This window comes from Rhodococcus sp. NPDC054953 (genome assembly GCF_053609225.1).
Window position 1 is genome coordinate 26,208 of sequence record NZ_JBSGXD010000015.1, and the last position, 26,642, is coordinate 52,849.

Sequence of the window (26,642 nt, forward strand, 5' to 3'; positions counted from 1 at the left end):
CTCAGCCGCGCAGGCGGGCCAGCGCGACGAGGTGGTCGACGGTCTTCCGCTCGGCGTCGGGAGGGAGGGCGTCGACCGGCCACCAGCGCAGGTCGTCCGACTCGTCACTGCGCACCGGCCGCGCGTCCACCGGTGCCCACACCAGGAATCGCAGGTCCAGATGACGGGTCGGCTTCCCGAGCGAGCAGGTGATCGGGTGGGTGTGCGCGGACAGCAGCGCCGGGTCGATGCGCAGGCCGTCGATCCCGGACTCCTCGGTCGCCTCGCGCAGTGCCGCGTCGACCACCGTCTCGTCCCCCGGCTCGCAGTGGCCACCGAGCTGAATCCACCTGCCCACCTTGGGATGCAGGGTTAGTAGCACCCGCGCGCCGTCCTCGGTCAGCACCAGCGACGACGCGGTGATGTGCCCCGGTTCGTGCTCGCGCAGGCAGCCCAGCGGCGCTGCGTCGAGGAACGCGAGCATCGTGTGCCGCAGCGACTCGTCGGCCGCGCTCGGGGTCTGCCATCCGGTCAGGGCGTCCCGCGCGGAGCGGTGTAGCGACGCCGCGCTCACAGTTCGACCAGCAGGTCGCCGGGGACGACCGGCTCGCGCGGGGACAGCGGTTCGGCAGGGTGCCCGATAGCAACCGAGCCGAGCGGGGCCCAGTCCGGCGCCAACCCGAGTTCGGCTCGCACCACGCCGGGCGCGAAGATCGTGGACCCGATCCAGCAACTCCCGACCCCCCGGGTGGCCAACGCGACCAGCAGTCCCTGCACCGCGGCACCGGCGGCGACCGTGAACATCGTCTGCTCGGCCGCGGTGCGCGCCGGGTCCGGGTAGCTGTGCGCGCCGTCCGGAACGCAGAACGGGATCACCAGTTCCGGGGCGTCGAACAGGATGGTGCCGCGGTCGAGTCGCCGGGCAATCGACTGCTCGCTCCACCCGTCGGCGGTGAGGTCTGCCCGCCACTTCTCGCGCATCGCCGTCAGCAGGCGCGTGCGTACCTCCGGGGTGCGGATCCAGACGAACCGCACCGGACGGGTGTGGTGCGGCGCAGGCGCCGTCAGGGCCTCGGAAATCGAGTCCCGGATCAAGTGGGGGGCAACGGGTTCCGGTCCGAAGGCGCGGATCGACCGCCGCAGCAGCAGCGCCTCCCCGCGGCCCCGGTCGATCGCCTCGTCGGCGCCGAGCCAGAACAGGTCCTCCTCGCCGCGCCGGATCAGATCCACTGCCCGCGACCCGTCGTCGGGCAGGGCAATGCCGCGCACGATGGCGACCGGCATGCTGCCGGTCTTACCCTTCACCAGATCGCCCGCCGCGGCGAGCTCGTCGGCGACGGCCACCGAGGTGACCATCAACTCGTTGCCCTGGGCGTCGACGGATCCCGCGTAGCCGTGCAGGACCGGGACCCCGGCCGACCCGATCGCGGCATCGGTCTGCCCGTTCCGCCAGGCGCGGCCCATCGTGTCGGTGATCACGACCGCGACCTGCACCCCCAGCAGGTCCGCGATCCGCTCCCGCAGTGCGCGGGCGCTCGCATCCGGATCCTCCGGCAGCAGCGCCAGTTCGGTCGGGTGCACGTTCGAGCCGTCGATCCCCGACGCAGCCTGCACGATGCCCAGCTTGTTCTCGGTGATCAGGGTGCGGCCCTTCCTGGCGAGCACCCGCACCGCCTCCTGGTCGACCAGCCGTCGGCGCAGGGCATCCCGTTCCTCGGGATCGGTGGGGGAGGCGACGATGCGACCCTCCACCTTCGAGACGATCTTGCTGGTGACGACGAGAACGTCGCCGTCCGTCAGCCACGGCGCCGCCGCCGCGATGGCGGCTGCGAGATCGTCCCCGGGCCGGAACTCCGGCAGGCCGGGGATCGGCAGGATCTCGATCCCGCCGACCGCGCCGTGATCGTCCACACCGGTCCCGGCGCCGGGACCGGTGGAGAAGCCTGCGCTCACAGGTCGATCCCGGCCAGGTGCAGCGCGGCGCGGGCCATCGCGGCGGTGGCGTCAGGGTCGGTCATCAGCAGCGGCACGGCGCGGACCTCCACCCCGGGTACGTCGGCGGTATCGGTGTCGTGGATCAGCCAGCCGTCCAGGATCCCGGTCGCTGAGCGCGCACCGTAGTGCCTGCCGACGGCCTCCGCCGACGTCTCGACCCCGATCACCTCGAGGCATTCGTCGGCCATGCCGCGCAACGGCTTTCCGTCGACAACCGGGGACAGCCCAATCACCTTCGCGCGTCCGGTCCGCAGGGCACCCCGCATGCCGGGCACCGCGAGGATCGCGCCGATGCTGACCACCGGATTGGATGGCGCAAGCAGGACCACGTCGGCGTCCTCGATGGCCTCCAGCACGCCGGGGGCCGGCGTCGCGGTCTCCGCGCCGACATGCGCGAAGCCGTGGGTCGGGACCTGGGCGCGATGCCGGACCCACCATTCCTGGAAGTGGATGGCGCGCTGCTCGTTGTCGGCGGGATCGGTGATCACGACGTGGGTTTCGCTGCGGTCGTCGGTCACCGGAAGCAGACGGACCCCGGGCTGCCAGCGGTTGCACAGTGCCTCGGTGACCGCGGACAGCGGATATCCGGTGCGCAGCATCTGGGAACGAATCAGATGGGTCGCGGTGTCCCGGTCTCCGAGCCCGAACCAGTCCGGCTTCGCGCCGTATGCGGCGAGTTCCTCCTTCACGTTCCAGGTCTCCCCGGCGTGGCCCCATCCGCGTTCGGGATCGATGCCGCCGCCGAGGGTGTACATGCAGGTGTCGAGATCGGGGCAGATCCGAAGCCCGTGCATCCACACGTCGTCGCCGACGTTGACCACCGCGGTGATCTCGTGGGCGTCGCTGCCCGTGTCCGACTGCGCGAGCAGGCCGCGCACCCCCATGAGGAAGCGGGCGCCGCCGACGCCGCCGACCAAAACTGTGACCTTCACGAGAGAGAAGCCTAGGCGTCCGAATCGGCGGGCAGGCGGGCACACCCCGCGCCGGTCCGCGCGGGTCCGGCGCATGCCGGTCGATGGCGCGACGGGAGATCGTTCGACACGCTCTTGACAGGCAGGAATGCGCGTTGTGTCACGAATTGGGAACAGAGGTGCTAGCAAACCTTTCCTCGGCTTGACCGGACCGGAGGGTCCGTGTCTAATCACGTGTATGTCATTTCGCGGTAACCACTTGAGAACGATTGTGGTTAATCCGATTTCGAACATGCGTTCTCGCAGCTCGGGGCGTATGCGCGCGGGGCGGAACGACATTGTCGGGGAGGACAATTCAACAGCCCAGAAAATTCTGGGCTATCACAGGTGAGGAGGCGGAACGGATGGCCAACCAGCACGGAGGATCGATTACTCGATTGAGCGCGCTTGGCGACGAACCGCAGACCGATTCCATGGCAGACGTAATGGGGGACGTCCGCGAAAACGAGGGTGAGCGGCTTGCCGACCGCCCGATATTGAGCCTGATCACCGGCGGCGTCGACGAGATGTTCGACGACATGGAGGATCAGTGGCAGGACCGCGCGCTGTGCGCGCAAACCGATCCCGAGGCGTTCTTCCCGGAGAAGGGTGGATCGACCCGGGAGGCGAAGCGCATCTGCCTCGGTTGCGAGGTTCGCGACGAGTGCCTCGAGTACGCACTCTCGAACGACGAACGCTTCGGAATCTGGGGCGGACTCTCGGAGAGGGAGCGCCGCCGCCTCAAGCGAGGCATCGTCGTCTAACGCGCCGAAATCTCGAAGAGGTTCGGCGCGTATGCTTTTCGGCGGATCATCGCATCGTCAATCGTCATTCCGTCCGAGAGGTCCCCGCCCGTGTGACCGCCGACCGCGGTGAGGTCGGCGTTCGCCGCGGAGCGTCAATCGTCCTGGTCGTCGGCCAGGTCGGGATCGATCACCTCGGGTTCCACGCCGAGGTACGTCGCGACCTGCCGCACCAGCACCTCGTTCAGTAGATCGACCAGGTCGTCGGGCCGCTTCGCCCGCAGCTCCAACGGTCGACGGAACAGCACCAGCCGTGCCCGGGTGGCGTTGCCGTGCCGGTCGACGCCCGCAGGCACCAGTCGGGACAGCGGCACGGGGCCCTCGGCGACGACCTCGGGCGGCCAGGTCACCGAATCCGGGTCCAGCGCACGGATTTTCGGCACCTCGTCGACGGCGATGTCGAGTTTGGTGATGCGGTCCCGCCACCGTGCGTCGATGGGCGCGAACGCCTCGAGGACCAGCGTGTCGAAGTGTTCCGCCCGACTCTGCCACGCGGGCACGCTCGGCGGCAGAACCGGGCCGCGGATGCCGCGACCCCGTCGAGCCGCGGAACGGGACGTTAGTGGTCGGGCTCTGTGCATGACCGTCAATGTTACCGGCGTCGAGCCGTCACCGGTGTGTCCGAGTAGGCGCCGTGGCGGCGGGGCGCTACCCTCTCATTCGTGAGAGGACTGCGTCGATGCTGCCGGCCCGGGTGCAAGAACCCCGCCGTTGCGACCCTGACGTACGTCTATTCCGATTCGACCGCGGTGGTCGGCCCGCTCGCCACGGTCGACGAACCGCATTCCTGGGACCTGTGCGAGGCGCACGCATCCCGGATCACCGCGCCGAAGGGTTGGGAGCTCGTTCGCCACGAGGGCGGATTCTCCAGTTCCACACCCGACGAGGATGACCTGACGGCGCTCGCCGAGGCGGTGCGCGAGGCCGGACGCGGCGAGACGCCAAGTGCGGATCGGTCGGCCCCTGCCGCAACGGTGGCCCGGACCGGCCGCCGTGGTCACCTGCGGGTATTGCCCGATCCGGGCAACTGATCGCCGCACGCCGACCGGATTCCCGTCACCTCTCGTCAATGACGGTGGGGCGGAAGCGGCAACGGGGGCACTAGGGTGAGCGGGGTACGGCGTCGGCACCGATCCGCGCGACCACGTACCGGATGACCGAACACCGTGCGACACGCGGTGGCTGAACGAGGAGAACTTGCAGTGGCACGAACCGCCGAATCCGTCCATGCCCTCATCAAGGCATACGACGTCCGCGGTGTCGTCGGGGAGCAACTCGACAGCGACTTCGTGCGGGACGTGGCAGGCGCGTTCGCCCGGCTGATGCGGGAGGACCCGACCCAGCAGGCGACCCGGATCGTGGTCGGGCACGACATGCGTGCCTCGTCACCGACGCTGGCCGCGGTGTTCGCGGACGGCGTGACCGCGCAGGGACTCGACGTGGTGCTGATCGGCCTGGCGTCCACCGACGAGTTGTATTTCGCGTCCGGACTGCTCGACTGCCCCGGCGCGATGTTCACCGCCAGCCACAACCCGGCCCAGTACAACGGGATCAAGCTGTGCCGCGCAGGCGCCAAGCCCGTCGGTCAGGACACCGGGCTCGCGGCCATCGCCGCCGAGGTGATCTCCGGGGTGCCCGCGCACGACGGTGCCGCGGGCGCCGTCACCGAGCAGGATGTCCTCGGCGACTACGCGGCCTTCCTGAACGGTCTCGTCGACCTGTCCCGGATCCGGCACCTCACGGTCGCCGCGGACGCCGGGAACGGCATGGGCGGCCACACGGTGCCCGCCGTGCTCGGGTCGCTGCCGCTGACGATCGAGCCGCTGTACTTCGAACTCGACGGCACCTTCCCGAACCACGAGGCGAACCCGCTCGACCCGAAGAACCTCGTCGACCTGCAGGCGCACGTGCTCGCGACCGGCGCCGACATCGGCCTGGCCTTCGACGGCGACGCGGACCGCTGTTTCGTCGTCGACGAGAAGGGGCAGCCGGTGTCCCCGTCGGCGGTGACCGCCCTCGTCGCGCAGCGGGAGCTGGCGAAGGAACCGGGCGCGACCGTCATCCACAACCTGATCACCTCGCGGGTGGTCCCGGAGTTGGTCGCCGAGCTCGGTGGCGTCCCGGTGCGGACCCGGGTCGGGCACTCCTTCATCAAGCAGCAGATGGCGGAGACCGGTGCGGTGTTCGGCGGCGAGCATTCCGCGCACTACTACTTCCGCGAGTTCTGGGGCGCCGACTCCGGACTGCTCGCCGCCCTGCACGTGCTCGCGGCGCTGGGGGAGCAGGACCGCCCGCTGTCCGAGCTGATGTCGGTCTACCACCGGTACGAGGCGTCCGGGGAGATCAACTCCACCGTCGCCGATGCAGCCGAGCGCACCGCAGCGGTCGTCGAGGCCTTTGCCGCGCGCACCGTGTCCGTCGACCGACTCGACGGGGTGACCGTCGACCTGGGTGACGGTGCCTGGTTCAACCTGCGTGCCTCGAACACCGAGCCGCTGCTCCGCCTCAATGTCGAGGCCCGCACCCGCGCCGAGGTCGACGCGCTCGTCGCGGAGGTGCTCGCGGTGGTGCGCGCCTGAGCGGCGTCGTGTCCAGAGACTGCGCGGTCACGGGGACGTCCCGGCGGCCCCGGCGGTGCGAGAATGGTCGAACCGGGGTGTGTACGTCGGCGCATGTCCGATCCAACGGGCCGCGTCCGACGTGCGGTTGCGAGAAAGGAAGGTTGCCATGACGGCTCCGTCACCTCTTCTCGATCTCGATGACGCCGCGAGCGTCGCTGCCGCCGACACCGAGGGCGCGATGCGCGCCGCGGCGCTGGGGGGAGCCCAGGTCAGGTCCGTTGCCGAGGCCGTCGCCGAGGGCATGGTCGACCGCCTCCGTGAGCTGCGTCCGCGCAGCGTGGTGATCGTGACGTCGGGGGGACGGGCGGCGCGGGCGGCGTCGGTCCTCGGTGCCGCCATCGGCCCGCGATACGGGCTGCCCGTGCTGTCGACGTCCGCGGTGCCGCCGTGGGTCGGTCCGCTGGACGTGGTGGTCGTCGCCGGCGACGATGCCGGTGATCCGGGGTTGGTCGACGCCGCGGACTCCGCGCTGCGCCGCGGCGCCGAGCTGGTCGTGGTGGCCCGCGACGAGGGTCCGCTCGGCGCGGCCGCGACACGGGGATCCCTGCTGGCGCCGCGGGTCCCGGTGCCGGACCGGCAGGGGTTCCTCCGGTACCTCGCCGCCGGGCTCGCGGTGCTCGGGACGCTCGACGCGGGCCGCGGCGCTCGGATTCCGGACCTGGTTGGCCTCGCCGACCGGCTCGACGCCGAGGCCGCCCGCAATCATCCCTCGGCGGAGGTATTCCACAACCCGGCGAAGTCGCTCGCCGTTCGCATGCAGGGCCACCGGGTGCTGGTCGCCGGTGACGGCCCGGCTACCGCCGCGTTCGCCGGCCACACCGCGGACATGCTGTTGCGCACGGCCGGGGTGACCGCGGCTGCCGCGGATCTCGCCGACGCGCTGGCGTCGGCCGTCGTGCTGTCCGGGGCGCATGCCGCCCCGCCCGGATACGATCCGCTCTTCCACGACGAAGAGTTGGACGGACCGCTGCCGGTCACCCCGGCACGGGTGTTCGTCCTCGCGACAGCGCAGTCGCGGAACGTGACCATGCGGCGCATCGTGGCGCTGCCCGACGCGGAGCTGCTGTCGACAGCGGACGGCGTCGACGAACTCGGAACAGGTGGTCGTGAGATGACGGGGCGGACCCCGGGGGGCCCCGATCAGGGGGACCGTACCGAAGCGGAGCAGCTGGCGGTGCTCGCCGTCCGGTTCGAGATGGCGGCGGTGTACCTGCGGCTGATCGGTGGGCGATAAGTGCATCCGCTGCAGGGCGCGCTCCGCACCTACGCCTGGGGGTCGCGGACCGCGATCGCCGAACTGTGCGGCCGTCAGGTCCCGTCCAACCATCCCGAGGCCGAGCTGTGGCTCGGTGCCCACCCCGCGAATCCATCCCGCCTTGCCGTCGGTGACGCGACGGTGTCGCTGCTGGACACGATCGCCGACGACCCCGTCGGGCAACTCGGCCCCCGCGCCAGGGCCGGGTTCGGGGACCGGCTGCCGTTCCTGCTGAAGCTGCTCGCGGCGGAGGAAGCGCTGTCCCTGCAGGCCCATCCGAGCGCCGAGCAGGCGAAGGAGGGGTTCGGACGCGAGGAGGCGGCGGGGATACCTCTGGATGCGCCGATCCGGAACTACCGCGACGACAGCCACAAGCCCGAGCTGGTGGTTGCCCTGACCCGGTTCGAGGCGCTTGCCGGGTTCCGCGATCCACACCGCACCGTCGACCTGCTCCGGGCGTTGCGGGTGCCCGCCCTCGACAACTACGTGGCCATGCTTGCGGGGCAACCGGATTCGTCGGGCCTGCGGGCGCTGTTCACCACCTGGATCACCCTGCCCGCACCCGCGCTGGCGTCCCTGCTGCCGCAGATCCTGGAGGGCTGTGTGCGCTACCTGTCCGACCCGGGCGGGGACCGGCGGTGGACCAGGGAGGTGCAGACGGTGCTCGGCCTCGGCGAGTCCTATCCCGGCGACGCCGGTGTGCTTGCGTCGATGCTGCTCAACCGGATCACCCTCGAGCCCGGCGAGGGCTTGTACCTGGCGGCGGGCAACCTGCATGCCTACCTGCACGGGCTCGGGGTCGAGGTGATGGCCAACTCCGACAATGTCCTGCGCGGAGGGCTCACCCCGAAGCACGTCGACGTGCCGGAACTGCTCCGGGTGCTGGACTTCGAGCCGCTGACCGGCCCGATCCGCACCGCGTCCGCGGCGACACCGACGGACCCGGTCCTGGTGTACGACACTCCCGCGCCCGAGTTCGCCCTTGCTCGAATCGAATTGACCGCGGACGCGCCGGGAGTCGAACTGCGGCAGGGTGGCCCCCGGATCTTGCTGTGCACGTCCGGATCCGTCACGCTGCACTGTGGCGGCGAGCGACTCGACCTGGCCCGCGGCGAGTCGGCCTGGATCGCGGCATCGGACCCGGCGGTGACGGTGCGGTCGGCCGCGGCGGGGGAGTCGGCGCAGGTGTTCAGTGCCACCGTCGGCTGAGCCTGCCGCGACGGCGGGCCGACCCGGCAGCCGCGGCGATGCCGAATCGACGCGGTACGCGGCGTGGAAATTCGCGGCACCGGCCCGTCGGCGCAATAGGCTCGACCCGGTACCCCTGTCGAGGAGGCAGCGATGACGATGCACGAGGGGCCGGGCGCGAACGCCGGCCGATCCGGGATCTTCCGGACGAAGTCGGTCGAGCAGTCGATCGCCGACACGGACGAACCGGACAGCAAACTCCGGAAGGACCTCACCGCCTGGGACCTGACGGTCTTCGGTGTCGCCGTCGTCGTCGGTGCGGGCATCTTCACCCTCACCGCACGGACCGCGGGCAACGTGGCTGGGCCGTCGGTGTCACTGGCGTTCGTGATCGCCGCGATCACCTGTGGCCTCGCCGCCCTCTGCTACGCGGAGTTCGCGTCGACGGTGCCGGTCGCGGGTAGCGCCTACACGTTCTCGTATGCGACGTTCGGCGAGTTCGTCGCGTGGATCATCGGCTGGGACCTGATCCTTGAGTTCGCGCTCGCCGCGTCGGTGGTCGCGAAGGGGTGGTCGCTCTACCTCGCGGATGTGATTGGCGTCGAGTCGACCGTCGTGCAACTCGGCGGGCTGAAGTTCGACTGGGGCGCGGTCCTGCTGATCGCCGGGCTGACCGTGTTGCTGGCGACCGGAACGAAGCTGTCGTCCCGGGTATCGGCCGCGATCACCGCGATCAAGGTCGGCGTCGTGCTGCTGGTCATCATCGTCGGCGCCTTCTTCATCACCGGATCGAACTACTCGCCGTACATTCCGCCGTCGCAGCCCGGTGACACCGGTGAGGGCATCCACCAGTCCCTGTTCTCCTTCCTGACCGGGGCGGGCGGCAGCACCTTCGGGTGGTACGGGCTGCTCGCCGCCGCGTCGCTGGTGTTCTTCGCGTTCATCGGATTCGACGTGGTCGCGACGACCGCCGAGGAGACGAAGAACCCGCAGAAGGCGTTGCCGCGCGGCATCCTCGGGTCGCTGGCGATCGTCACCGTGCTGTACGTGGCAGTGACCCTCGTCCTGACCGGGATGGTCCCGTACACCGCGCTGGCAGGTGAGGGATCGACGCTGGCGACGGCGTTCGAGGCCCACGGCATCACCTGGGCCCAGTGGGTGATCAACCTCGGGGCCCTCGCCGGTCTCACCACCGTGGTGATGGTGATGCTGCTCGGTCAGACCCGGGTCGCGTTCGCGATGTCGCGGGACGGGCTGCTGCCGCGGACCCTGTCGCACACCGGCAAGCGCGGCACGCCGGTCCGGATCACGGTGATCGTCGGCATCGTGTCCGGTGTGCTTGCCGCCTTCTTCCCGATGGGCACCCTTGAGGAGATGGTGAACATCGGCACGCTGTTCGCCTTCGTGCTGGTCTGCATCGGCGTGATCATCCTGCGCCGGACGCGACCCGACCTGCCGCGCGGATTCCGGGTGCCGCTGGTGCCGCTGATCCCGATCGTGGCGGTCCTCGCGTGCCTGTGGCTGATGCTGAACCTGTCGGTGGAGACGTGGATCCGGTTCGTGGTCTGGATGGCGATCGGCGTCGTCGTGTACTTCGCGTACGGGCACCGGCATTCCCTGCTCGGCAAGCGGCAGCGCCCCGAACCGGGCCTGGAGTCGCGGGCACTTGACCGGCTCGGTGGTCCCGACGAACCGCGACACCGCGGCAAGTAGCGCCGCGACACCAACGGCCCCCCGGCTCACTGCCGGGGGGCCGTTGTCGTCCGGCGCCCACAGCAAGGTTTACATATAGGCTGAAATGTATATACATGTGACAACTCTAGGCGTATTGTCCAATCGTAAGTGGTGTGGATCACATCTGGTCGGTGGGTGGGAGGCAAGGGTGAGGACGTACAGCGCAACCGCGGACGGGCGGACCACCGTGCAGTGGCGGGACGGCAAGAGGCGCCTGTGGTTGCTCGGGCTGATCCCGCCGACGGCGATCTTCCTGGCGGCAGGACTGGTCTGGGGGCTCAACGAGCTCGGCGCGACCGCGGTCTCGCCGGTGTTGTGGTGGATCGGCCCGATCCTCGTCTACGCGCTGCTCCCGATCCTGGACATCTTCTTCGGACCGGATGGGCAGAACCCGCCGGAGGAGGTGATGGAGCAGCTCGAGAACGACCGCTACTACCGGTACTGCACGTACGCCTACATCCCGTTCCAGCTCGCGAGCCTCGGGTTCGCCTGCTACCTCTGGACCGCCGACAACCTCGCGTGGCTCGGCGTCGACGGTGGCCTGAGCCTGGTCTCGAAGATCGGGTTGGCGTTGAGCGTCGGCGTGATGGGTGGCATCGGCATCAACACCGCGCACGAACTGGGGCACAAGAAGGATGACATGGAGCGGTGGCTGTCGAAGATCACCCTCGCCCAGACCTGCTACGGGCACTTCTACATCGAGCACAACCGCGGCCACCACGTCCGGGTGTCCACCCCGGAGGACCCGGCAAGCGCGCGGTTCGGCGAGAGCTTCTGGGCCTTCCTTCCGCGCAGCGTGTTGGGCAGTCTGCGATCCTCCTTGGTGTTGGAGGCGGCGCGCCTGCGGCGACTCGACAAGGGTCCGTGGACCATTCGCAACGACGTGCTCAACGCCTGGCTGATGTCGGTTGCGCTCTGGGCCGCGCTGGTCGCCGCCTTCGGCTGGGGGGTGCTGCCATTCCTGGTGATTCAGGCGGTGTACGGGTTCTCGCTGCTCGAGACCGTCAACTACCTCGAGCACTACGGGCTGCTCCGCCAGAAGACTGCGAGCGGTCGCTACGAGCGCTGCACACCGGAGCACAGCTGGAACTCCGACCACATCTGCACCAACATCTTCCTGTACCACCTGCAGCGGCACAGCGACCACCACGCCAACCCGACGCGGCGCTATCAGACCCTGCGCAGCATGGACGGGGCGCCGAACCTGCCCAGCGGCTACGCCAGCATGATCTCGCTCGCGTACTTTCCGCCGGTCTGGCGTCGGGTCATGGACCACCGCGTCCTCGCCCACTACGAGGGTGACATCACCCGAGTCAACATCGCGCCGGGCAAGCGTGAGCGCATCTACGCGAAGCACGGGGTTGCATGATGGCCGCGTATCGATGCCCGGTGTGCGCGTACGTCTATGACGAGACGAGAGGAGCTCCGCGCGAAGGCTTCCCGGCCGGCACGGAGTGGGGGGCGGTGCCGGACGATTGGTGCTGCCCGGATTGTGGGGTCCGCGAGAAGGTCGACTTCGAGGAGATTGCGTCATGAGGCTCTACCGCTGTGCCCAGTGTGGATTCGAGTACGACGAGGAACTCGGATGGCCCGACGACGGGATCGCTCCCGGTACCCGCTGGGACGCCATCCCCGACGACTGGAGCTGCCCCGACTGCGGCGCGGCCAAGGCGGACTTCGACATGGTCGAGGTCGCGCGACCGTGAACGCGGCGGTGAACGTCGACCCGGACTCGACATCACCGCCGGAGCGTGGTCCCGATCACGGTGGGGCGAGTCGTCGTTGACGGCCCGGCCGGCAGGTGCCACCCTCGCGGACATGCCGCCCTCGACCCGAATCCCGTATCCGCAGGCCGCCCGCGCGCTGCTGCGAGATTCGGTGCTCGACGCGATGCGGGACCTGCTGACCGAGAAGGATTGGTCCGAGGTCACCATGTCGCAGGTCGCGGCCGCGGCTGGCGTGAGCAGGCAGACCGTGTACAACGAGTTTCAGTCCCGTCCCGGGCTGGCGCAGGCCTACGCGCTGCGCCTGGTCGACCGGTTCGTCGAGGTCGTGGACGCCGCGATGTACCGGCATCCTGGCTCGGTCCGGACCGCCCTCGTCGACGGATTCACCGGCTTCTTCACCCTCAGCGCCGCGGACCCGCTAGTGAAGTCGTTGCTCACCGGAATAGCCAAGCCCGACCTGCTGCGCCTGATCACCACGGACAGCGCCCCGATCCTGGAGCGCGGTGCCGCACAGCTGTCGGAGACGTTTCGGCGCAGTTGGATACAGGCCGGACCGGTGGAGGCCGGGATTCTCGGCCGGGGGATCGTCCGGCTCGCGCTGAGCTACATCTCGATGCCGCCCGCCGCGCACGCCGATGTCGCCGAGGACCTGGCCGCGCTGATCGGTCCGTTCGGGGAGGAGATCACCGGGACCGGCGATTAGCCGGTGTTTCGTCGGGCTCGCCTCCCGGTAGCCTCTACCGCAGCTATTGCCAACCAGGAGAGGCAGATGACGACCTCAGTGTCTGAGAACAAGTGTGTCGCGGAGACCCGCAACGGGATCGACTTCAAGGTGGCGGACCTTTCGCTCGCCGAGTTCGGCCGCAAGGAGATCCGCCTCGCCGAGCACGAGATGCCCGGCCTCATGGCGCTGCGCCGCGAGTACGCCGAAGTGCAGCCGCTCAAGGGCGCGCGGATCTCCGGCTCCCTGCACATGACCATCCAGACCGCGGTGCTGATCGAGACCCTCACCGCGCTCGGTGCGGAGGTGCGCTGGGCGTCGTGCAACATCTTCTCCACCCAGGACCACGCCGCCGCCGCGATCGTCGTCGGCCCGCACGGCACCCCCGAGGAGCCCAAGGGCACCCCGGTCTTCGCGTGGAAGGGCGAGACCCTCGAGGAGTACTGGTGGGCGGCCGAGCAGATGCTCACCTGGCCCGACCAGCCGGCGAACATGATCCTCGACGACGGCGGCGACGCCACCATGCTCGTGCTCAAGGGTGCGCAGTTCGAGAAGGCCGGCGTCGTCCCGCCGACCGACGACGCGAACGACTCCGACGAGTACAAGGTGTTCCTCGCGCTGCTGCGCACGTCCCTCGAGGCCGACAAGTCCAAGTGGACGACCGTCGCGGAGTCGGTGCAGGGTGTCACCGAGGAGACCACCACCGGCGTGCTGCGCCTCTACCAGGTTGCCGCGGCCGGTGAGCTCGTGTTCCCGGCGATCAACGTCAACGACTCGGTCACCAAGAGCAAGTTCGACAACAAGTACGGCACCCGGCACTCGCTGCTCGACGGCATCAACCGCGGCACCGACGTGCTGATCGGCGGCAAGGCCGCCCTCGTCTGCGGTTACGGCGACGTCGGCAAGGGCTGCGCCGAGGCGCTGCGCGGCCAGGGCGCCCGCGTCACGGTCACCGAGATCGACCCGATCAACGCGCTGCAGGCCATGATGGACGGCTACGACGTCAAGACCGTCGAGGAGTTCATCGGCCAGGCCGACATCGTCATCACCTCGACCGGCAACAAGGACATCATCTCCTTCGAGCACATGAAGCAGATGAAGCACCAGGCCATCCTCGGCAACATCGGTCACTTCGACAACGAGATCGAGATGGCGACGCTGGAGCGTTCGCCGGAGGTCACCCGGGTCAACATCAAGCCGCAGGTCGACGAGTTCACCTTCGCCGACGGGCACAGCATCATCGTGCTGTCCGAGGGTCGCCTGCTGAACCTGGGCAACGCCACCGGCCACCCGTCGTTCGTGATGTCGAACTCGTTCGCGAACCAGGTCATCGCGCAGATCGAGCTGTGGACCAAGCCCGACGAGTACGACAACGAGGTGTACCGCCTGCCCAAGCACCTCGACGAGAAGGTCGCGCGGATCCACGTCGAGGCACTCGGCGGTTCGATCACCAAGCTGACCAAGGATCAGGCCGAGTACATCGGCGTTGACGTCGAGGGCCCGTACAAGCCCGAGCACTACCGCTACTAGCGGCTCCGCCGCCTGTGAGTCCTTTTGGCCCCGTCCGGGGCCAAAAGGACTCACAGGCGCGGCAGCGCCTAGGCTGGGCGACCGTGGGAATCCTCATCGCACTCGAGGGGCTCGACGGCGCTGGCAAGCGCACGCTGTCGAACGCGCTGGTTGACGCCTGGCGCGGCGCCGGACTGAGCGTCGCAACGCTGGCCTTTCCGCGGTACGGGGTGTCCGTGCATGCGGACCTCGGCGCCGAGGCGCTGCACGGCGGGCACGGGGACACCGCCGAAAGCATCAGCGCGATGGCGCTGCTGTGGGCGCTCGACCGCCGCGACGCGGCAGCCGACCTGCGCGAGATGATCGCCACCCACGACATCGTCCTGCTCGACCGCTACGTCGCGTCCAACGCCGCCTACACCGCCGCGCGGCGGCACCAGAGCGCGCAGGGCCCCGACGTCTCCTGGATCGAGGACCTCGAGTTCGGCCGGTTCGGGCTGCCGCGGCCCGCACTGCAGATCCTGTTGAAGGTTCCGGTGGAGTTGGCCGCCAGCCGGGCGCGCAGCCGCGCGGGCATCGAAGCGGACCGGCAACGCGACGCCTACGAGCGCGATTCAGGCCTGCAGGCCAGGACCGGCGAGGTCTACGACGGGCTTGCGGTGCGGCAGTGGATCTCGCCGTGGACGGTGGTCGGACCGGACGTCGACCCGGCACAACTCGCCGCCGATGTCACCAATCAACGTCGGGCGCGCCTCGGAGTGACACGATAGAGACATGAAGCCACGCATTCTGGTTGTCGACGACGACACGGCACTCGCCGAGATGCTCACCATCGTGCTGCGCGGGGAGGGATTCGAGCCCTTCGTGGTGGGTGACGGCACCCAGGCGCTGTCCGCGGTCCGGGAGATCCGCCCCGACCTGGTGTTGCTCGACCTGATGCTGCCCGGCATGAACGGGATCGACGTCTGCCGGGTGCTGCGCGCCGACTCCGGGGTGCCGATCGTGATGCTCACCGCGAAGACCGACACCGTCGACGTGGTGCTGGGCCTCGAGTCCGGGGCGGACGACTACGTGATGAAGCCGTTCAAGCCGAAGGAACTCGTGGCGCGGGTGCGGGCCCGGCTGCGGCGCACCGAGGAGGAGCCTGCGGAACTGCTGTCGATCGCCGACATCGACATCGACGTTCCCGCCCACAAGGTCACCAGGGACGGGGAGTTGATCTCCCTGACCCCGCTCGAGTTCGACCTGCTGGTGGCCCTCGCCCGTAAGCCGCGGCAGGTGTTCACCAGGGAGGTCCTGCTCGAGCAGGTGTGGGGCTACCGGCATGCCGCCGACACCCGGCTGGTCAACGTGCACGTGCAGCGGCTGCGTGCGAAGGTCGAGCGCGATCCCGAGAATCCGCAGGTCGTTCTCGCCGTCAGGGGGGTCGGCTACAAGGCCGGACCGCCGTGATCCGTAGCACCCGGATGCGGCGTCGGATCAACGGCACGTTCACGCCGCTGCTCCGACGGTTCCGCAACACGAGCGTCGCGCTGGCGCACTTGTGGCGGCGGTCGCTGCAGCTGCGGGTGGTCGTGTCGACGTTGACGTTGTCGTTGGTCGTCATCACCATCCTCGGCGTTGTCCTGACGAGCCAGATCACCGACCGCCTGGTCGAGGCGAAGCTGTCGGCGGCCACCGAGGAGATGGACCGGGCGCGGGGCACCGTGCAGAGCTACCTCGCTGGCACCGACGAGACCGCCTCGATCAGCACCCGCCTCGAGGGGGCGCGGTCGTCGCTGACCGCCCGCAGCTCGGACTCCGGTCCGGCGTCCGGTGCGGCTGGCACCTTCGACCCGGTGCTGATCGCCCGCGGCGACCCGGCGGCGGAGCCGTCGGCGGGGCCGGTCGATCAGATTCCGCACAGTCTGCGCGAGTTCGTCCTCAACGGTCAGGTCAGCTACCAGTTCTCGACGGTCAGCGATCCCGACGGCTACACGGGGCCCGCGTTGATCGTCGGCAGCCCGGTGATCGCCGACGTCCCCGACCTCGAGCTGTACCTGGTGTTCCCCCTCGCGGGTGAGGACCGCAGCCTGTCACTGATGCGCAGCACCCTGCTGATCGGCGGCGCGGTGCTGCTGGTGCTGCTTGCCGCGATCTCGCTGATCGTGGCACGTCAGGTGGTGCTGCCGATCCGGTCCGCGTCGCGGATCGCCGAGCGGTTCGCGGAGGGCAAGCTGCGGGAACGGATGCCCGTGCGCGGTGAGGACGACATGGCCCGGCTGGCGATGTCGTTCAACGACATGGCCGAATCCCTGTCCAAGCAGATCACGCAGCTCGAGGAGTTCGGCAACCTACAGAAGCGGTTCACCTCCGACGTCAGCCACGAGCTGCGCACTCCGCTGACGACGGTCCGGATGGCCGCCGACCTGATCCACGACGGCAGCGCCGACCTCGACCCCGCGTTGCGGAGATCGTCGGAGCTGCTGGTCGCCGAGCTTGACCGGTTCGAATCGCTGCTGGGTGACCTGCTGGAGATCAGCCGCCACGACGCCGGTGTCGCCGAGCTCGCCGCCGAGAAGCTGGACCTGCGGATGAGCGCCCGCGCCGCGGTGTCGACGATCCGGCACCTGGCCAGGGAGACCGGGACCGAACTGATTCTCGACCTGCCCGAGGAACCGGTCGACGCGACGGTCGACCCGCGTCGGGTCGAGCGGATCCTGCGTAACCTGCTGGCGAACGCGATCGACCACGGCGAGGGCAGGCCGGTGCTGCTGCGGCTGCGCGCCGACGCGGACGCGGCGGCGTTCATCGTGCGCGACCAGGGCATCGGGTTGCAGCCGGGGGAGGAGAAGCTGGTGTTCAACCGGTTCTGGCGGTCGGACCCGTCCCGGGTCCGCCGGTCCGGCGGCACCGGACTCGGGTTGGCGATCAGCGTCGAGGACGCCCGGCTGCACGACGGCAGGCTCGACGCGTGGGGTGCGCCCGGCGTCGGCGCGTGCTTCCGGCTGACGTTGCCGCTGGTCCGCGGGCACAAGGTGACCAGCAGCCCGCTCCCGTTGCGCCCGCCGACCATCAAGCGGGTGCAGGGCCGCGACCCCGACGGGGACACTGAGACCAGCGACACGGAGTCGGGGGAGTCCGAGCCGCTCGACCCCGACGAGACGGCCAGCCTGCCGATGCTCCGGGAGCGACGGACATGAGGCGGCGGCGGTGGGCTGGCTGCGCGGCGGCGGTGGTTGCCGCCGTCCTGCTCGGCGGCTGCGCCAGCCTGCCCGACTCGTCCACCCCGCAGGCGATCGGCACGATCGCGCAGGAGCCGGCGAACCCGGTGGTGCCCGCGCCCGCTCCGGGACGGGAACCGAACCTGCTGCTGCGGGACTTCCTCGCGGCCAGCACCGACCCGACCGACCGGCACGCCGCGGCCCGCAAGTTCCTGACCACCTCGGCGGCCGCGACCTGGGACGACAGCGTCGAGACGACGATCGTCGACAAGGTGGACGTGCTGCCCGAGTCGCAGCGATCCGACGACCAGGCCGGATACACGATCCGGGCGAACCGGGTCGGGCAGCTCGGACAGGGCGGTGTGTACCAGGCGGTCGAGGGAACCTACGAGGCGACGGTCCGGTTGGTTCGGGAGAACGGAGAGTGGCGGATCGATCAGCTGCCGCCGGGTGTCATCCTGGACCGGCCCCAGTTCCTCAAGACCTACCAGCGCAAGGCGCTGTACTTCCTCGACCCGACCGGGTCGACCACGGTCCCCGACCTGCGGTGGATCTCGACGAACCCGCAGGACCTGGCCGACACGCTGATCCGGATGCTGATCGCGGGCCCGAAGCCGTCGCTGCAGGGCGCGGTGTCGAACCAGCTCGCCGACGTGCGGCTGGCGGATCCGATCACCAAGGCGGACGGCCGCAGCGCCGGGGTCGGTATCGGCTTTGGTGGGCTGCGGATCCAGTTCGAGGGCACCGGACCGCTGGACGTGGTGAGCCGGGACCGCCTCGCCGCGCAGGTCGTCTGGACGCTCGCCAACGCCGAGATCCCCGGCCCGTACGTGCTGATCGGCGACGGCAAACCGCTCGACGAGCGGCTCCCCAACGGCTGGACGACGGCGGACGTGTCGTCGACGAACCCGGCGGCGTCGGGGGCGGCCGCGGTCGGCCTGTACGCGCTGCGGGACGGCGCCCTCGTCCGGGTCACCGACGAGGGTATCGATCCGGAGCCCGGCTACTTCGGGTCGGGATCGGACCTGCGGTCGGCCGCGCTGTCCCGGGACGGCAGATCCGCGGCCGCGGTGGCGGCGCCAGCCACCCGGCCCGGCACCGAGTCGGTGTCGCCGCCCGAGGCGGTGTCGACGCTGATGGTCGGGCCGGTGGACGGGCAGGCGTCCCGGGTCGCCGAGGGTGGCACGCTGACCCGGCCGACCTGGGCGCTCGGGGACACCGCGGTGTGGACGGTCGTCGACGGCGCGCGGGTGCTGCGGACGGCGCCGGGACCGGCGGGTGAGTGGACCGTGGAGCAGGTGGACACCGCCGACATCGCCTCGCTCGGCACCACGATCACCGAGTTCCGGCTGTCCAGGGACGGCACCCGCGCCGCGGCGATCATCGACGGCAAGGTCTATGCCGTGACCGTGATCCCCCGACCGGAGGGCGGCTACCGGTTGACCGGCGCGCAACCGATCGCGGTCGGTCTCGGCAGCCCCGCCGTCACCCTCGACTGGTCGACCGGCGACGCGATCGTGGTGGTGCGCGCTGCCTCGGACATCCCGGTCGTCAGCGTCTCCGTCGACGGGTCCCGGATGGACGCGCTGCCGAGCCGCAACCTCACCCCGCCGGTGACCGCGGTCGAGGCAACCCCGTCCATGACGTACGTCGCGGACGCGCTCGCGGTTTTCCAGCTCAACAGCACGGACCCGGCGGGGGACCGCTATTGGCGTGAGGTCCCCGGCCTGACCGGGGTCAGGGCCGTCCCGGTGCTGGCGGGCTGACCCGCCCGACTCCTCGTCGCCGGTGCTGTCGGTGGGCCGGGGCACACTGCCGGGCATGCGCGCACTGCTCGACCTGATCCTCCCCCGCGAGTGCGGTGGCTGCGGCGTCGCGGGCACCCTGTGGTGCGCGCGCTGCGCGACACAGCTGGCGGGACCGCCGGTCGCGGTGTCGCCGCGGATCGATACGGGGGTCCCGGTGTGGGCGGTGGGAGCACACGGCGGGGCGCGGCGGGCGGCGGTGATCGCGGCGAAGGAACGGGGCCGCCGCGACCTCGCCCGCCCCCTCGGCGCCGCGCTGGCCGGTGCGGTGCGACAGTTGCGCGCACTCGGCGAGATCGATCCCCCCGAGCTGGCCGGGCTGACGGTCGTTCCCGCGCCGACCCGGCGGCGAGCGGCACGGGCCAGGGGCGGCGATCCGGTGCTGGCGATGGTGCGATGCGCGGCCGAGCGGTTGGCCCCGGAGGCGGTGCGGGTCGAGCGTGCCCTGAGTTTCGGTGCTGGCGTTCGGGATTCGGTCGGGCTCTCGGCGCACGCCCGAGTCGCGAACCTGGCGGGACGGGTCCGGGCCACCCCGCCGGTGGGGACCGTCCGGTCGGATTGCGTGGTGTTCGTCGACGACGTCCTGACCACCGGGGCGACCGCGGCGGAGTCCGTTCGCGCGCTCGCGGGGGTCGGTGTCCGGGTCGACGCGGTGCTGGTGATCGGGGTCGCATGACGCGTTCGACCCGAATGCTGGCACTTGTGTCGAACTCGTACTACCGTCGCCAGCACAGCCGACGACACGGGTGGGAGGTGATAGTTCCAAACCCTGACGCCGGGCGGTCCCCTTCCCGGCGTAGCTCATCCGCCGCAGGTCAAATTCTTGGCTCGGCCGTATTCGGGAGGTACGCGTGACGACCCCTTCGACAGCATCTGTCTTCGTTCAGGACGCTGCAGAATCCACCGGGCAATCCGATGCCCCACGCTCCGAGATCGTGGTGAAGGGCCGCAATGTCGAGGTCCCGGACCATTTCCGGGTCTACGTTTCCGAGAAGCTCGCTCGTCTTGAGCGCTTCGATCCGACGATCTACCACATCGACGTCGAACTCCAGCACGAACGAAACCGCAGGCAGGCGAAGAACTGCCAGCGGGTCGAGATCACCGCCCGAGGTAAAGGGCCCGTGGTTCGCGCCGAGGCCGCCGCCGACAGCTTCTACGCCGCCTTCGAGAGCGTGACCGCCAAGCTCGAGGCCCGGCTGCGTCGGACCAAGGATCGCAGGCGCGTCCACTACGGAGACAAGACCCCGGTGTCGGTCGCGCAGGCGACCGCCGCGCTCGCCGAGGACGATTCGCTCGGCATCTCCCCGGACCTGTCGCTCGAGCCGGAACAACCAGAGGGCCCCGGCCAGATCGTGCGGACGAAGGTGCATTCCGCCGCCCCGATGGCCGTCGACGATGCGCTGTACGAGATGGAACTGGTCGGACACGACTTCTTCCTGTTCCACGACAAGGAGACCGACCGACCGTCGGTCGTGTACCGGCGTCACGCGTTCGACTACGGACTGATCCGGCTCGCCTGACCGGGCAGACCCGCGCTGGCCAGCGGCAACCTGACCGCAACACCGACCCGGATCGGTTGAGGACGTCGCGGCGGAAGCCTGAGTAACCGACAAGAATGAGTGGTCGATCGACTCGAGCGGCGGCCGCAGCGCCTACCATGGGATCCGGTCGAGGGGTTCGCTCCTCTCGACCGGATCCTGCTGCGATGCCTGCCGGATCGCACACCCGCCCGCCGAGACCCTAGGACGTTCACACCCGTGCCCTCGCTGTCACTGTCCAAGCTGCTCCGTGTTGGTGAAGGTCGCATGGTCAAGCGGCTTAAGCACATCGCCGAGCACGTCGATACCCTCTCGCCCGAGTACGAGGCGCTGTCCGACCAGCAGTTGCGGGACAAGACGGGGGAGTTCCAGCAGCGGTTCGCACGCGGGGAATCCCTCGACGACCTGCTGCCGGAGGCGTTCGCGGTGGCCAGGGAGGCGTCCGCGCGGGTGCTCGGCCAGAAGCACTACATCGTGCAGATCATGGGCGGTGCCGCGCTGCACTTCGGCAATGTCGCGGAGATGAAGACCGGCGAGGGCAAGACCCTGACCTGCGTCCTTCCCGCCTACCTCAACGCCATCGCGGGCCGGGGCGTGCACGTCGTCACCGTCAACGACTACCTGGCCAAGCGTGACTCCGAGTGGATGGGGCGGGTGCACCGCTCGCTGGGCCTCGAGACCAGCGTGATCCTGTCCGGGATGACCCCGGCGCAGCGGCGGGAGGCGTACGCCGCCGACATCACCTACGGCACCAACAACGAGTTCGGTTTCGACTACCTGCGCGACAACATGACGCACACCCTCGACGACCTCGTCCAGCGTGGGCACAACTTCGCGATCGTCGACGAGGTCGACTCCATCCTCATCGACGAGGCCCGCACCCCGCTGATCATCTCCGGTCCGGCGGACGCGTCCAGCAAGTGGTACGGCGAGTTCGCGCGGATCGCGCCGCTGCTGAAGCGGGACGTGCACTACGAGGTCGACATCAAGAAGCGCACCGTCGGCGTGCACGAGGCCGGGGTCGAGTTCGTCGAGGACCAGCTCGGCATCGAGAACCTGTACGAGGCCGCGAACTCGCCGCTGGTCAGCTACCTGAACAACGCGATCAAGGCGAAGGAGCTGTACCAGCGGGACAAGGACTACATCGTCCGGGACGGCGAGGTGATCATCGTCGACGAGTTCACCGGACGCATCCTCGTCGGCCGCCGCTACAACGAGGGCATGCACCAGGCGATCGAGGCCAAGGAGAAGGTCGAGATCAAGGCCGAGAACCAGACCCTCGCCACGATCACGCTGCAGAACTACTTCCGGCTCTACGACAAGCTGTCCGGCATGACCGGTACCGCCGAGACGGAGGCGGCGGAGCTGCACCAGACCTACGAGCTTGGCGTCATCCCGATCCCGACGAACCGGCCGATGGTCCGCGTCGACCAGGGCGACCTGATCTACAAGACGGAGGAGGCCAAGTTCGATGCCGTCGTCGACGACGTCGCCGAGCGGCACGCGAAGGGGCAGCCGGTCCTGATCGGCACCACCAGCGTCGAGCGGTCCGAGTACCTGTCGAAGCAGTTCACCAAGCGCGGGATCGCGCACAACGTGCTCAACGCCAAGTTCCACGAGAAGGAGGCGCAGATCGTCGCGGAGGCGGGCCGCACCGGCGCGGTGACCGTCGCCACCAACATGGCGGGCCGCGGCACCGACGTCGTGCTCGGCGGCAACCCGGACATCATCGCCGACGTGCTGCTGCGCAAGCAGGGCCTTGACCCGGTGGAGACCCCCGACGAGTACGAGGCGGCCTGGGAGGGCGCGCTCGCGCAGGTGCAGGCGCAGGTGAAGGCGGACGCCGACCAGGTGCGGGACGCGGGTGGCCTGTACGTGCTCGGCACCGAGCGGCACGAGTCGAGGCGCATCGACAACCAGCTCCGCGGTCGGTCGGGTCGTCAGGGCGACCCCGGCGAGTCCCGGTTCTACCTGTCGCTGGGCGACGAGCTGATGCGCCGCTTCAACGGCGCGGCGCTGGAGTCGATCATGACGCGGCTGAACCTGCCGGACGACGTGCCGATCGAGGCGAAGATGGTCTCGAAGGCGATCAAGAGCGCGCAGACCCAGGTCGAGCAGCAGAACTACGAGATCCGCAAGAACGTCCTCAAGTACGACGAGGTGATGAACCAGCAGCGCACCGTCATCTACGAGGAGCGCCGCCAGATCCTCGAGGGCGAGGACATGGAGGGCCAGGTCGAGACGATGATCACCGACGTGGTCACCGCCTACGTGGACGGGGCGACGGCCGAGGGGTACGTCGAGGACTGGGATCTCGACCAGCTGTGGACCGCGTTGAAGACCCTCTACCCGGTCGGTGTCGAGCATCGGGCCCTCACCGGTGAGACCGAGGACGGTGACCGCGGCGACCTGTCCCGCGAGGAACTGCGCGATGCGCTGCTCGCGGACGTCCGCTCGGCCTATGCGCAGCGGGAGCAGCAGATCGACGCCATCGCAGGCGAGAACGGCATGCGGGAGCTTGAGCGCCGGGTGCTGCTGTCCGTGCTCGACCGCAAGTGGCGCGAGCACCTCTACGAGATGGACTACCTCAAGGAGGGCATCGGGCTGCGGGCGATGGCCCAACGGGATCCCCTCGTCGAGTACCAGCGTGAGGGCTACGACATGTTCACCGCGATGCTCGAGGGCCTGAAGGAAGAGTCGGTCGGGTTCCTGTTCAACCTGCAGGTCGAGGCGGCGCCCGCGCCGGAACAGTCCGGCTGGACCACCGCGGCCGCCGCCGCGCGCAGCGAGTCGGTTGCTCCGGCCCGGACCGCGACCCCGCCGCCGAGCCAGGGCGGGCAGCAGCAGGCACCCACCGCGCAGGCCGCGCCTGCCGCGCTGCGGGCGAAGGGGCTCGACGATCAGGAGGAGGGTGCGTTGACCTTCTCCGGACCGGCCGAGGACGGGACCGCGTCGGTCCGTACCAGCGGGGATCCCACGTCCGTGGTCGGGCCGACCCGACGCGAGCGCAGGCAGGCCGAGCGGGACACCAAGAAGAAGAAAAAGCGCTAGCCGCGGCCGGCGTCAGCCGACCTGAAGTGACGTGAACCTCCAGCCGCCCCCGGCGTCCGCGGACCGTCGGCGGGCGGCTGGTGCGCGTTCGAGGCGTCCCGCGATGGCGAACGTGCGGCCGCCGCGGACGTAGCTGCCGAAGACCTCGGCCCGGTCCTGGTCCAGCGGTCGCACGTGCACCCGACGCAGGTGCGCGGTGCCGAGCCCGCGCCCCGGTGCGCCCGCCCTGACGACCGCGGTCACGAGGTCGAACGGGGTCGACCCCAGCAGCGGACGCAGGGTGGACAGGTGGCGACGGCGGTCGAGTGCCTCGAGGACCATCCGCAGGGCCATCTCGCCGAATCGTCGACATCCGAGGTCCGGGACGCCGGGTGCCTCACCGTCGCCCGCTGGGTGCCGGTCGGCGGCGGCGGCGTGCCGCGGGGTGAGGGTGCGATGCGGGAGGGGTCGCGGGGTGCGGAGTGCGAGCCGGTGCGTGTGCCTCGGCGGTGTTGGCTCGGTGGGCGGTTCGGGGCTGGGGGCGTCGGTGACGTAGGTCCTCAATGGTGCTCTCCTCGTCGACGGGCTGCCGGTGCGGCGGAGGCGATTCCGCCGACACCGCGGTACGGGGTCGATCCCGGGGAGAGTCCGGACGGTGCGAGGATGGCACGAATTGCCGTCGCCCGCACGGTTTCCGGTATTCCGGCGCGGCGCCAGGGCGGGCCAGCCCTAGGGTGGGGGCCGTGCGTGGGCTGATCCTCGACTTCGGTGGAGTCCTTGACGGGCCGGGTTCCGACCCGGAACCGCTGGTGGCCGTGGTCGCGGACCTGCGGGCCCGCGGGGTGCGGACCGCGATCCTCAGCAACGACCCCGGTGGTCCGGGCGGTGCCGCGCTGCGGGGGCTCGGCGGCCGCGTCGTCGACGAGGTGGTCCTCTCGGGTGATGTCGGCCTCGCGAAACCGGATCCGCGCATCTTTCTGCATGCCGCCCGACTGCTGGGCGTCCCGCCAGCGCGCTGCGTGTTCGTCGACGACCTGATCGGCAACGTCCGAGGCGCAGTCGCGGTGGGGATGGTCGGTGTCCACCATGTGGGCGCGGACGCCACCGTCGAGGAACTGCGGATACTGTTCGATTCCGAGCCCGGCGGGGCGGGCGGAGACGGCCCGGCGTCCCCCGATGCGGGGGACGGATGAACACGGGGGCGGCATGGATACCAGGCTGACGACGCAGGACGCGTCCTTCTACTTCCTCGAAGCGAGCAGCACCCCGATGCATCTGGGGTCCCTGGCGATCCTGCGGGCCCCCGACGGCGGCCTCGACCACGAGGATCTGCTCAGCCACGTCGAGCACCGGCTTCCGCTCGTTCCCCGCTACCGGCAGCGGGTGCGGGAGGTGGCGCTCGGGTTGGCGCGGCCGGTGTGGGTCGACGACCGGGACTTCGACATCACCTATCACGTGCGCCGGTCGGCGCTGCCCAAGCCGGGCTCCGACGAGCAGTTGTACGACCTCGTCGCCCGACTGACGTCACGACCGCTGGACCGCAGCAGGCCACTGTGGGAGATGTATCTCGTCGAGGGGTTGGCCGACGACCGGATCGCGATCTTCACCAAGTCGCACACGGCGCTCGTCGACGGTGTCGACGCGCTTGAGATCGGGCAGGTGATCTTCGATCGATGCGACCATCCGCGCGAGGTCCCCGCGGAACTATGGATGCCCGCGCGGGAGCCGCGGGAGGCCGAGCTGGTGATGAACGCGGTCGCCGAGATGATCACCCGGCCCGCGGAGGGCGTCGCGACGGTCCGCATGCGGGTGGGTGACGTCGCAGGAACGGCGGCGGCCGCGATCGGCAACGTGGCGGCGCTGCTGCGCACCGCGGCGTCGACGGCGCCCGCCACCCCGCTGAACGCCACCATCTCGCGGAACCGGCGGTTCGCGACCGCGAAGACGTCGCTCGACGACTACCGGACGGTGCGCCGCCGCTTCGGGTGCGCGGTGAACGACGTGATCCTCGCGGTGTTGACCGGGGCGTTGCGGAACTGGCTGCTGTCCAGGGGCGAACCGGTCACCGCGTTCTCGACGGTCCGGGCGATGGTGCCGATGGCGATCGACGCGCCGGGCAGCGACGAGCGGCGGGCGTCGTCGCTGCTGATCGATCTGCCGGTCGGGGAGCCCAATCCGGTTGTCCGGCTGTCCCACATCGCGCACGCGACCGAGGCACACACCCAGCAGAACCGGACGGTGGCGGCCCAGACCCTGGTTCGGGTGTCGGGGACCGCCCCGGCGACCCTGCACGCGATGGGGCTGCGGATGGCGAGTGGGCTGTCGCAGCGGATGTTCAACGTGATGATCACCAACGCGCCGGGCCCGCAGTCGACGCTGTGCCTCGGGGGCGCGCAGCTGCTGGAGACGTATCCGGTGTCGCCGCTGATCCGCAACCAGGCGCTGAGCATCGGCCTGACGTCGTACGACGGCCACGTCTACTACGGTTTGAACGGTGACCGGGACGCGATGTCCGACGTCGACGTGATCACCGGGTTGCTGTACGAGGCGCTCGACGAGTTGGTGGAAGTCTGCCGGTGAAGGG

25 protein-coding genes are annotated in these 26,642 nt (G+C 69.9%); 20 read left to right on the forward strand and 5 right to left on the reverse strand.

Features of this window, described 5'->3' with window-relative positions; translation table 11 throughout:
- Window position 1: 1 nt before the first annotated feature.
- The 3 genes from ACWF62_RS12220 to cofD are packed head-to-tail and all read right to left on the reverse strand — an operon-like array spanning window position 2 to window position 2,906.
- On the reverse strand, window positions 2-553 hold the full coding sequence (locus ACWF62_RS12220) for an NUDIX hydrolase (protein WP_452630179.1): 552 nt from the start codon (window positions 551-553) through the stop codon (window positions 2-4).
- Window positions 550-1,932: a coenzyme F420-0:L-glutamate ligase gene (locus tag ACWF62_RS12225; protein WP_378506922.1), complete on the reverse strand. Its 1,383-nt coding sequence runs from the start codon at window positions 1,930-1,932 to the stop codon at window positions 550-552. Before ACWF62_RS12225 ends, ACWF62_RS12220 begins: the two co-directional genes overlap by 4 nt.
- Window positions 1,929-2,906, reverse strand: coding sequence for a 2-phospho-L-lactate transferase (cofD, locus tag ACWF62_RS12230; RefSeq protein WP_378506923.1), 978 nt, complete (start codon window positions 2,904-2,906; stop codon window positions 1,929-1,931). Before cofD ends, ACWF62_RS12225 begins: the two co-directional genes overlap by 4 nt.
- A gap of 545 nt (window positions 2,907-3,451) precedes the next feature.
- Here cofD and ACWF62_RS12235 point away from each other — a divergent pair.
- Window positions 3,452-3,688, forward strand: a complete 237-nt coding sequence (locus ACWF62_RS12235) for a WhiB family transcriptional regulator (protein WP_378507045.1) — start codon at window positions 3,452-3,454, stop codon at window positions 3,686-3,688.
- 134 nt (window positions 3,689-3,822) lie between these two features.
- Here the strand turns inward: ACWF62_RS12235 and ACWF62_RS12240 are convergent, their stop codons facing one another.
- Window positions 3,823-4,308: a metallopeptidase family protein gene (locus tag ACWF62_RS12240; protein WP_378506924.1), complete on the reverse strand. Its 486-nt coding sequence runs from the start codon at window positions 4,306-4,308 to the stop codon at window positions 3,823-3,825.
- 81 nt (window positions 4,309-4,389) lie between these two features.
- On the opposite strand from ACWF62_RS12240, the gene ACWF62_RS12245 reads away from it, so the two are divergent.
- The 17 genes from ACWF62_RS12245 (at window position 4,390) to secA (ending at window position 24,079) form a co-directional block, all read left to right on the forward strand.
- Complete coding sequence (locus tag ACWF62_RS12245) at window positions 4,390-4,758, forward strand: DUF3499 domain-containing protein (protein ID WP_378506925.1); 369 nt, start codon at window positions 4,390-4,392, stop codon at window positions 4,756-4,758.
- 171 nt (window positions 4,759-4,929) lie between these two features.
- Entirely contained in the window at window positions 4,930-6,306 is a 1,377-nt protein-coding gene (locus tag ACWF62_RS12250; protein WP_452630181.1) for a phosphomannomutase/phosphoglucomutase, read from the forward strand.
- Between the two features lie 148 nt (window positions 6,307-6,454).
- On the forward strand, window positions 6,455-7,582 hold the full coding sequence (locus ACWF62_RS12255; RefSeq protein ID WP_378506927.1) for a tobH protein: 1,128 nt from the start codon (window positions 6,455-6,457) through the stop codon (window positions 7,580-7,582).
- Complete coding sequence (gene manA / locus ACWF62_RS12260) at window positions 7,583-8,812, forward strand: mannose-6-phosphate isomerase, class I (protein ID WP_378506928.1); 1,230 nt, start codon at window positions 7,583-7,585, stop codon at window positions 8,810-8,812.
- Between the two features lie 132 nt (window positions 8,813-8,944).
- Window positions 8,945-10,504, forward strand: a complete 1,560-nt coding sequence (locus ACWF62_RS12265; protein WP_378506929.1) for an amino acid permease — start codon at window positions 8,945-8,947, stop codon at window positions 10,502-10,504.
- 169 nt (window positions 10,505-10,673) lie between these two features.
- The gene (locus ACWF62_RS12270; RefSeq protein ID WP_452630182.1) at window positions 10,674-11,894 is read left to right on the forward strand and encodes an alkane 1-monooxygenase; all 1,221 of its coding nucleotides are present in this window, start codon (window positions 10,674-10,676) and stop codon (window positions 11,892-11,894) included.
- A complete protein-coding gene (locus ACWF62_RS12275) occupies window positions 11,894-12,061 on the forward strand; it encodes a rubredoxin (RefSeq protein WP_378570337.1) in 168 nt (55 codons plus the stop codon). The genes ACWF62_RS12270 and ACWF62_RS12275 overlap by 1 nt, the downstream gene beginning before the upstream one ends.
- Window positions 12,058-12,231, forward strand: a complete 174-nt coding sequence (locus ACWF62_RS12280) for a rubredoxin (protein WP_378506931.1) — start codon at window positions 12,058-12,060, stop codon at window positions 12,229-12,231. Before ACWF62_RS12275 ends, ACWF62_RS12280 begins: the two co-directional genes overlap by 4 nt.
- A 112-nt stretch (window positions 12,232-12,343) precedes the next feature.
- Window positions 12,344-12,955, forward strand: coding sequence for a TetR/AcrR family transcriptional regulator (locus tag ACWF62_RS12285; protein WP_378506932.1), 612 nt, complete (start codon window positions 12,344-12,346; stop codon window positions 12,953-12,955).
- A 66-nt stretch (window positions 12,956-13,021) separates the two neighbouring features.
- Window positions 13,022-14,503: an adenosylhomocysteinase gene (ahcY, locus tag ACWF62_RS12290; protein WP_378506933.1), complete on the forward strand. Its 1,482-nt coding sequence runs from the start codon at window positions 13,022-13,024 to the stop codon at window positions 14,501-14,503.
- Window positions 14,504-14,586: 83 nt separating this feature from the next.
- Window positions 14,587-15,252 (forward strand): dTMP kinase, encoded by a 666-nt coding sequence (locus ACWF62_RS12295; RefSeq protein ID WP_378506934.1) that lies wholly within the window; start codon window positions 14,587-14,589, stop codon window positions 15,250-15,252.
- A 4-nt stretch (window positions 15,253-15,256) separates the two neighbouring features.
- Complete coding sequence (mtrA, locus tag ACWF62_RS12300) at window positions 15,257-15,934, forward strand: MtrAB system response regulator MtrA (protein WP_452630183.1); 678 nt, start codon at window positions 15,257-15,259, stop codon at window positions 15,932-15,934.
- 14 nt (window positions 15,935-15,948) lie between these two features.
- Window positions 15,949-17,664 (forward strand): MtrAB system histidine kinase MtrB, encoded by a 1,716-nt coding sequence (gene mtrB, locus ACWF62_RS12305; RefSeq protein ID WP_378570339.1) that lies wholly within the window; start codon window positions 15,949-15,951, stop codon window positions 17,662-17,664.
- Window positions 17,661-19,451, forward strand: coding sequence for an MtrAB system accessory lipoprotein LpqB (lpqB, locus tag ACWF62_RS12310; protein WP_378506936.1), 1,791 nt, complete (start codon window positions 17,661-17,663; stop codon window positions 19,449-19,451). Before mtrB ends, lpqB begins: the two co-directional genes overlap by 4 nt.
- A gap of 55 nt (window positions 19,452-19,506) precedes the next feature.
- A complete protein-coding gene (locus ACWF62_RS12315; RefSeq protein WP_378506937.1) occupies window positions 19,507-20,166 on the forward strand; it encodes a ComF family protein in 660 nt (219 codons plus the stop codon).
- Between the two features lie 175 nt (window positions 20,167-20,341).
- Entirely contained in the window at window positions 20,342-21,010 is a 669-nt protein-coding gene (gene hpf / locus ACWF62_RS12320; protein ID WP_378506938.1) for a ribosome hibernation-promoting factor, HPF/YfiA family, read from the forward strand.
- A gap of 237 nt (window positions 21,011-21,247) precedes the next feature.
- Window positions 21,248-24,079, forward strand: a complete 2,832-nt coding sequence (secA, locus tag ACWF62_RS12325; RefSeq protein ID WP_378506939.1) for a preprotein translocase subunit SecA — start codon at window positions 21,248-21,250, stop codon at window positions 24,077-24,079.
- A gap of 12 nt (window positions 24,080-24,091) precedes the next feature.
- On the opposite strand, the gene ACWF62_RS12330 is transcribed toward secA, so the two are convergent.
- On the reverse strand, window positions 24,092-24,622 hold the full coding sequence (locus ACWF62_RS12330) for an Rv3235 family protein (protein ID WP_378570293.1): 531 nt from the start codon (window positions 24,620-24,622) through the stop codon (window positions 24,092-24,094).
- 179 nt (window positions 24,623-24,801) lie between these two features.
- Here ACWF62_RS12330 and ACWF62_RS12335 point away from each other — a divergent pair, with 179 nt between their 5' ends.
- On the forward strand, window positions 24,802-25,251 hold the full coding sequence (locus tag ACWF62_RS12335; RefSeq protein WP_378570295.1) for an HAD-IA family hydrolase: 450 nt from the start codon (window positions 24,802-24,804) through the stop codon (window positions 25,249-25,251).
- A 13-nt stretch (window positions 25,252-25,264) separates the two neighbouring features.
- Window positions 25,265-26,638 (forward strand): WS/DGAT/MGAT family O-acyltransferase, encoded by a 1,374-nt coding sequence (locus ACWF62_RS12340; RefSeq protein ID WP_378506942.1) that lies wholly within the window; start codon window positions 25,265-25,267, stop codon window positions 26,636-26,638.
- The last annotated feature ends 4 nt before the right edge of the window (window positions 26,639-26,642 follow it).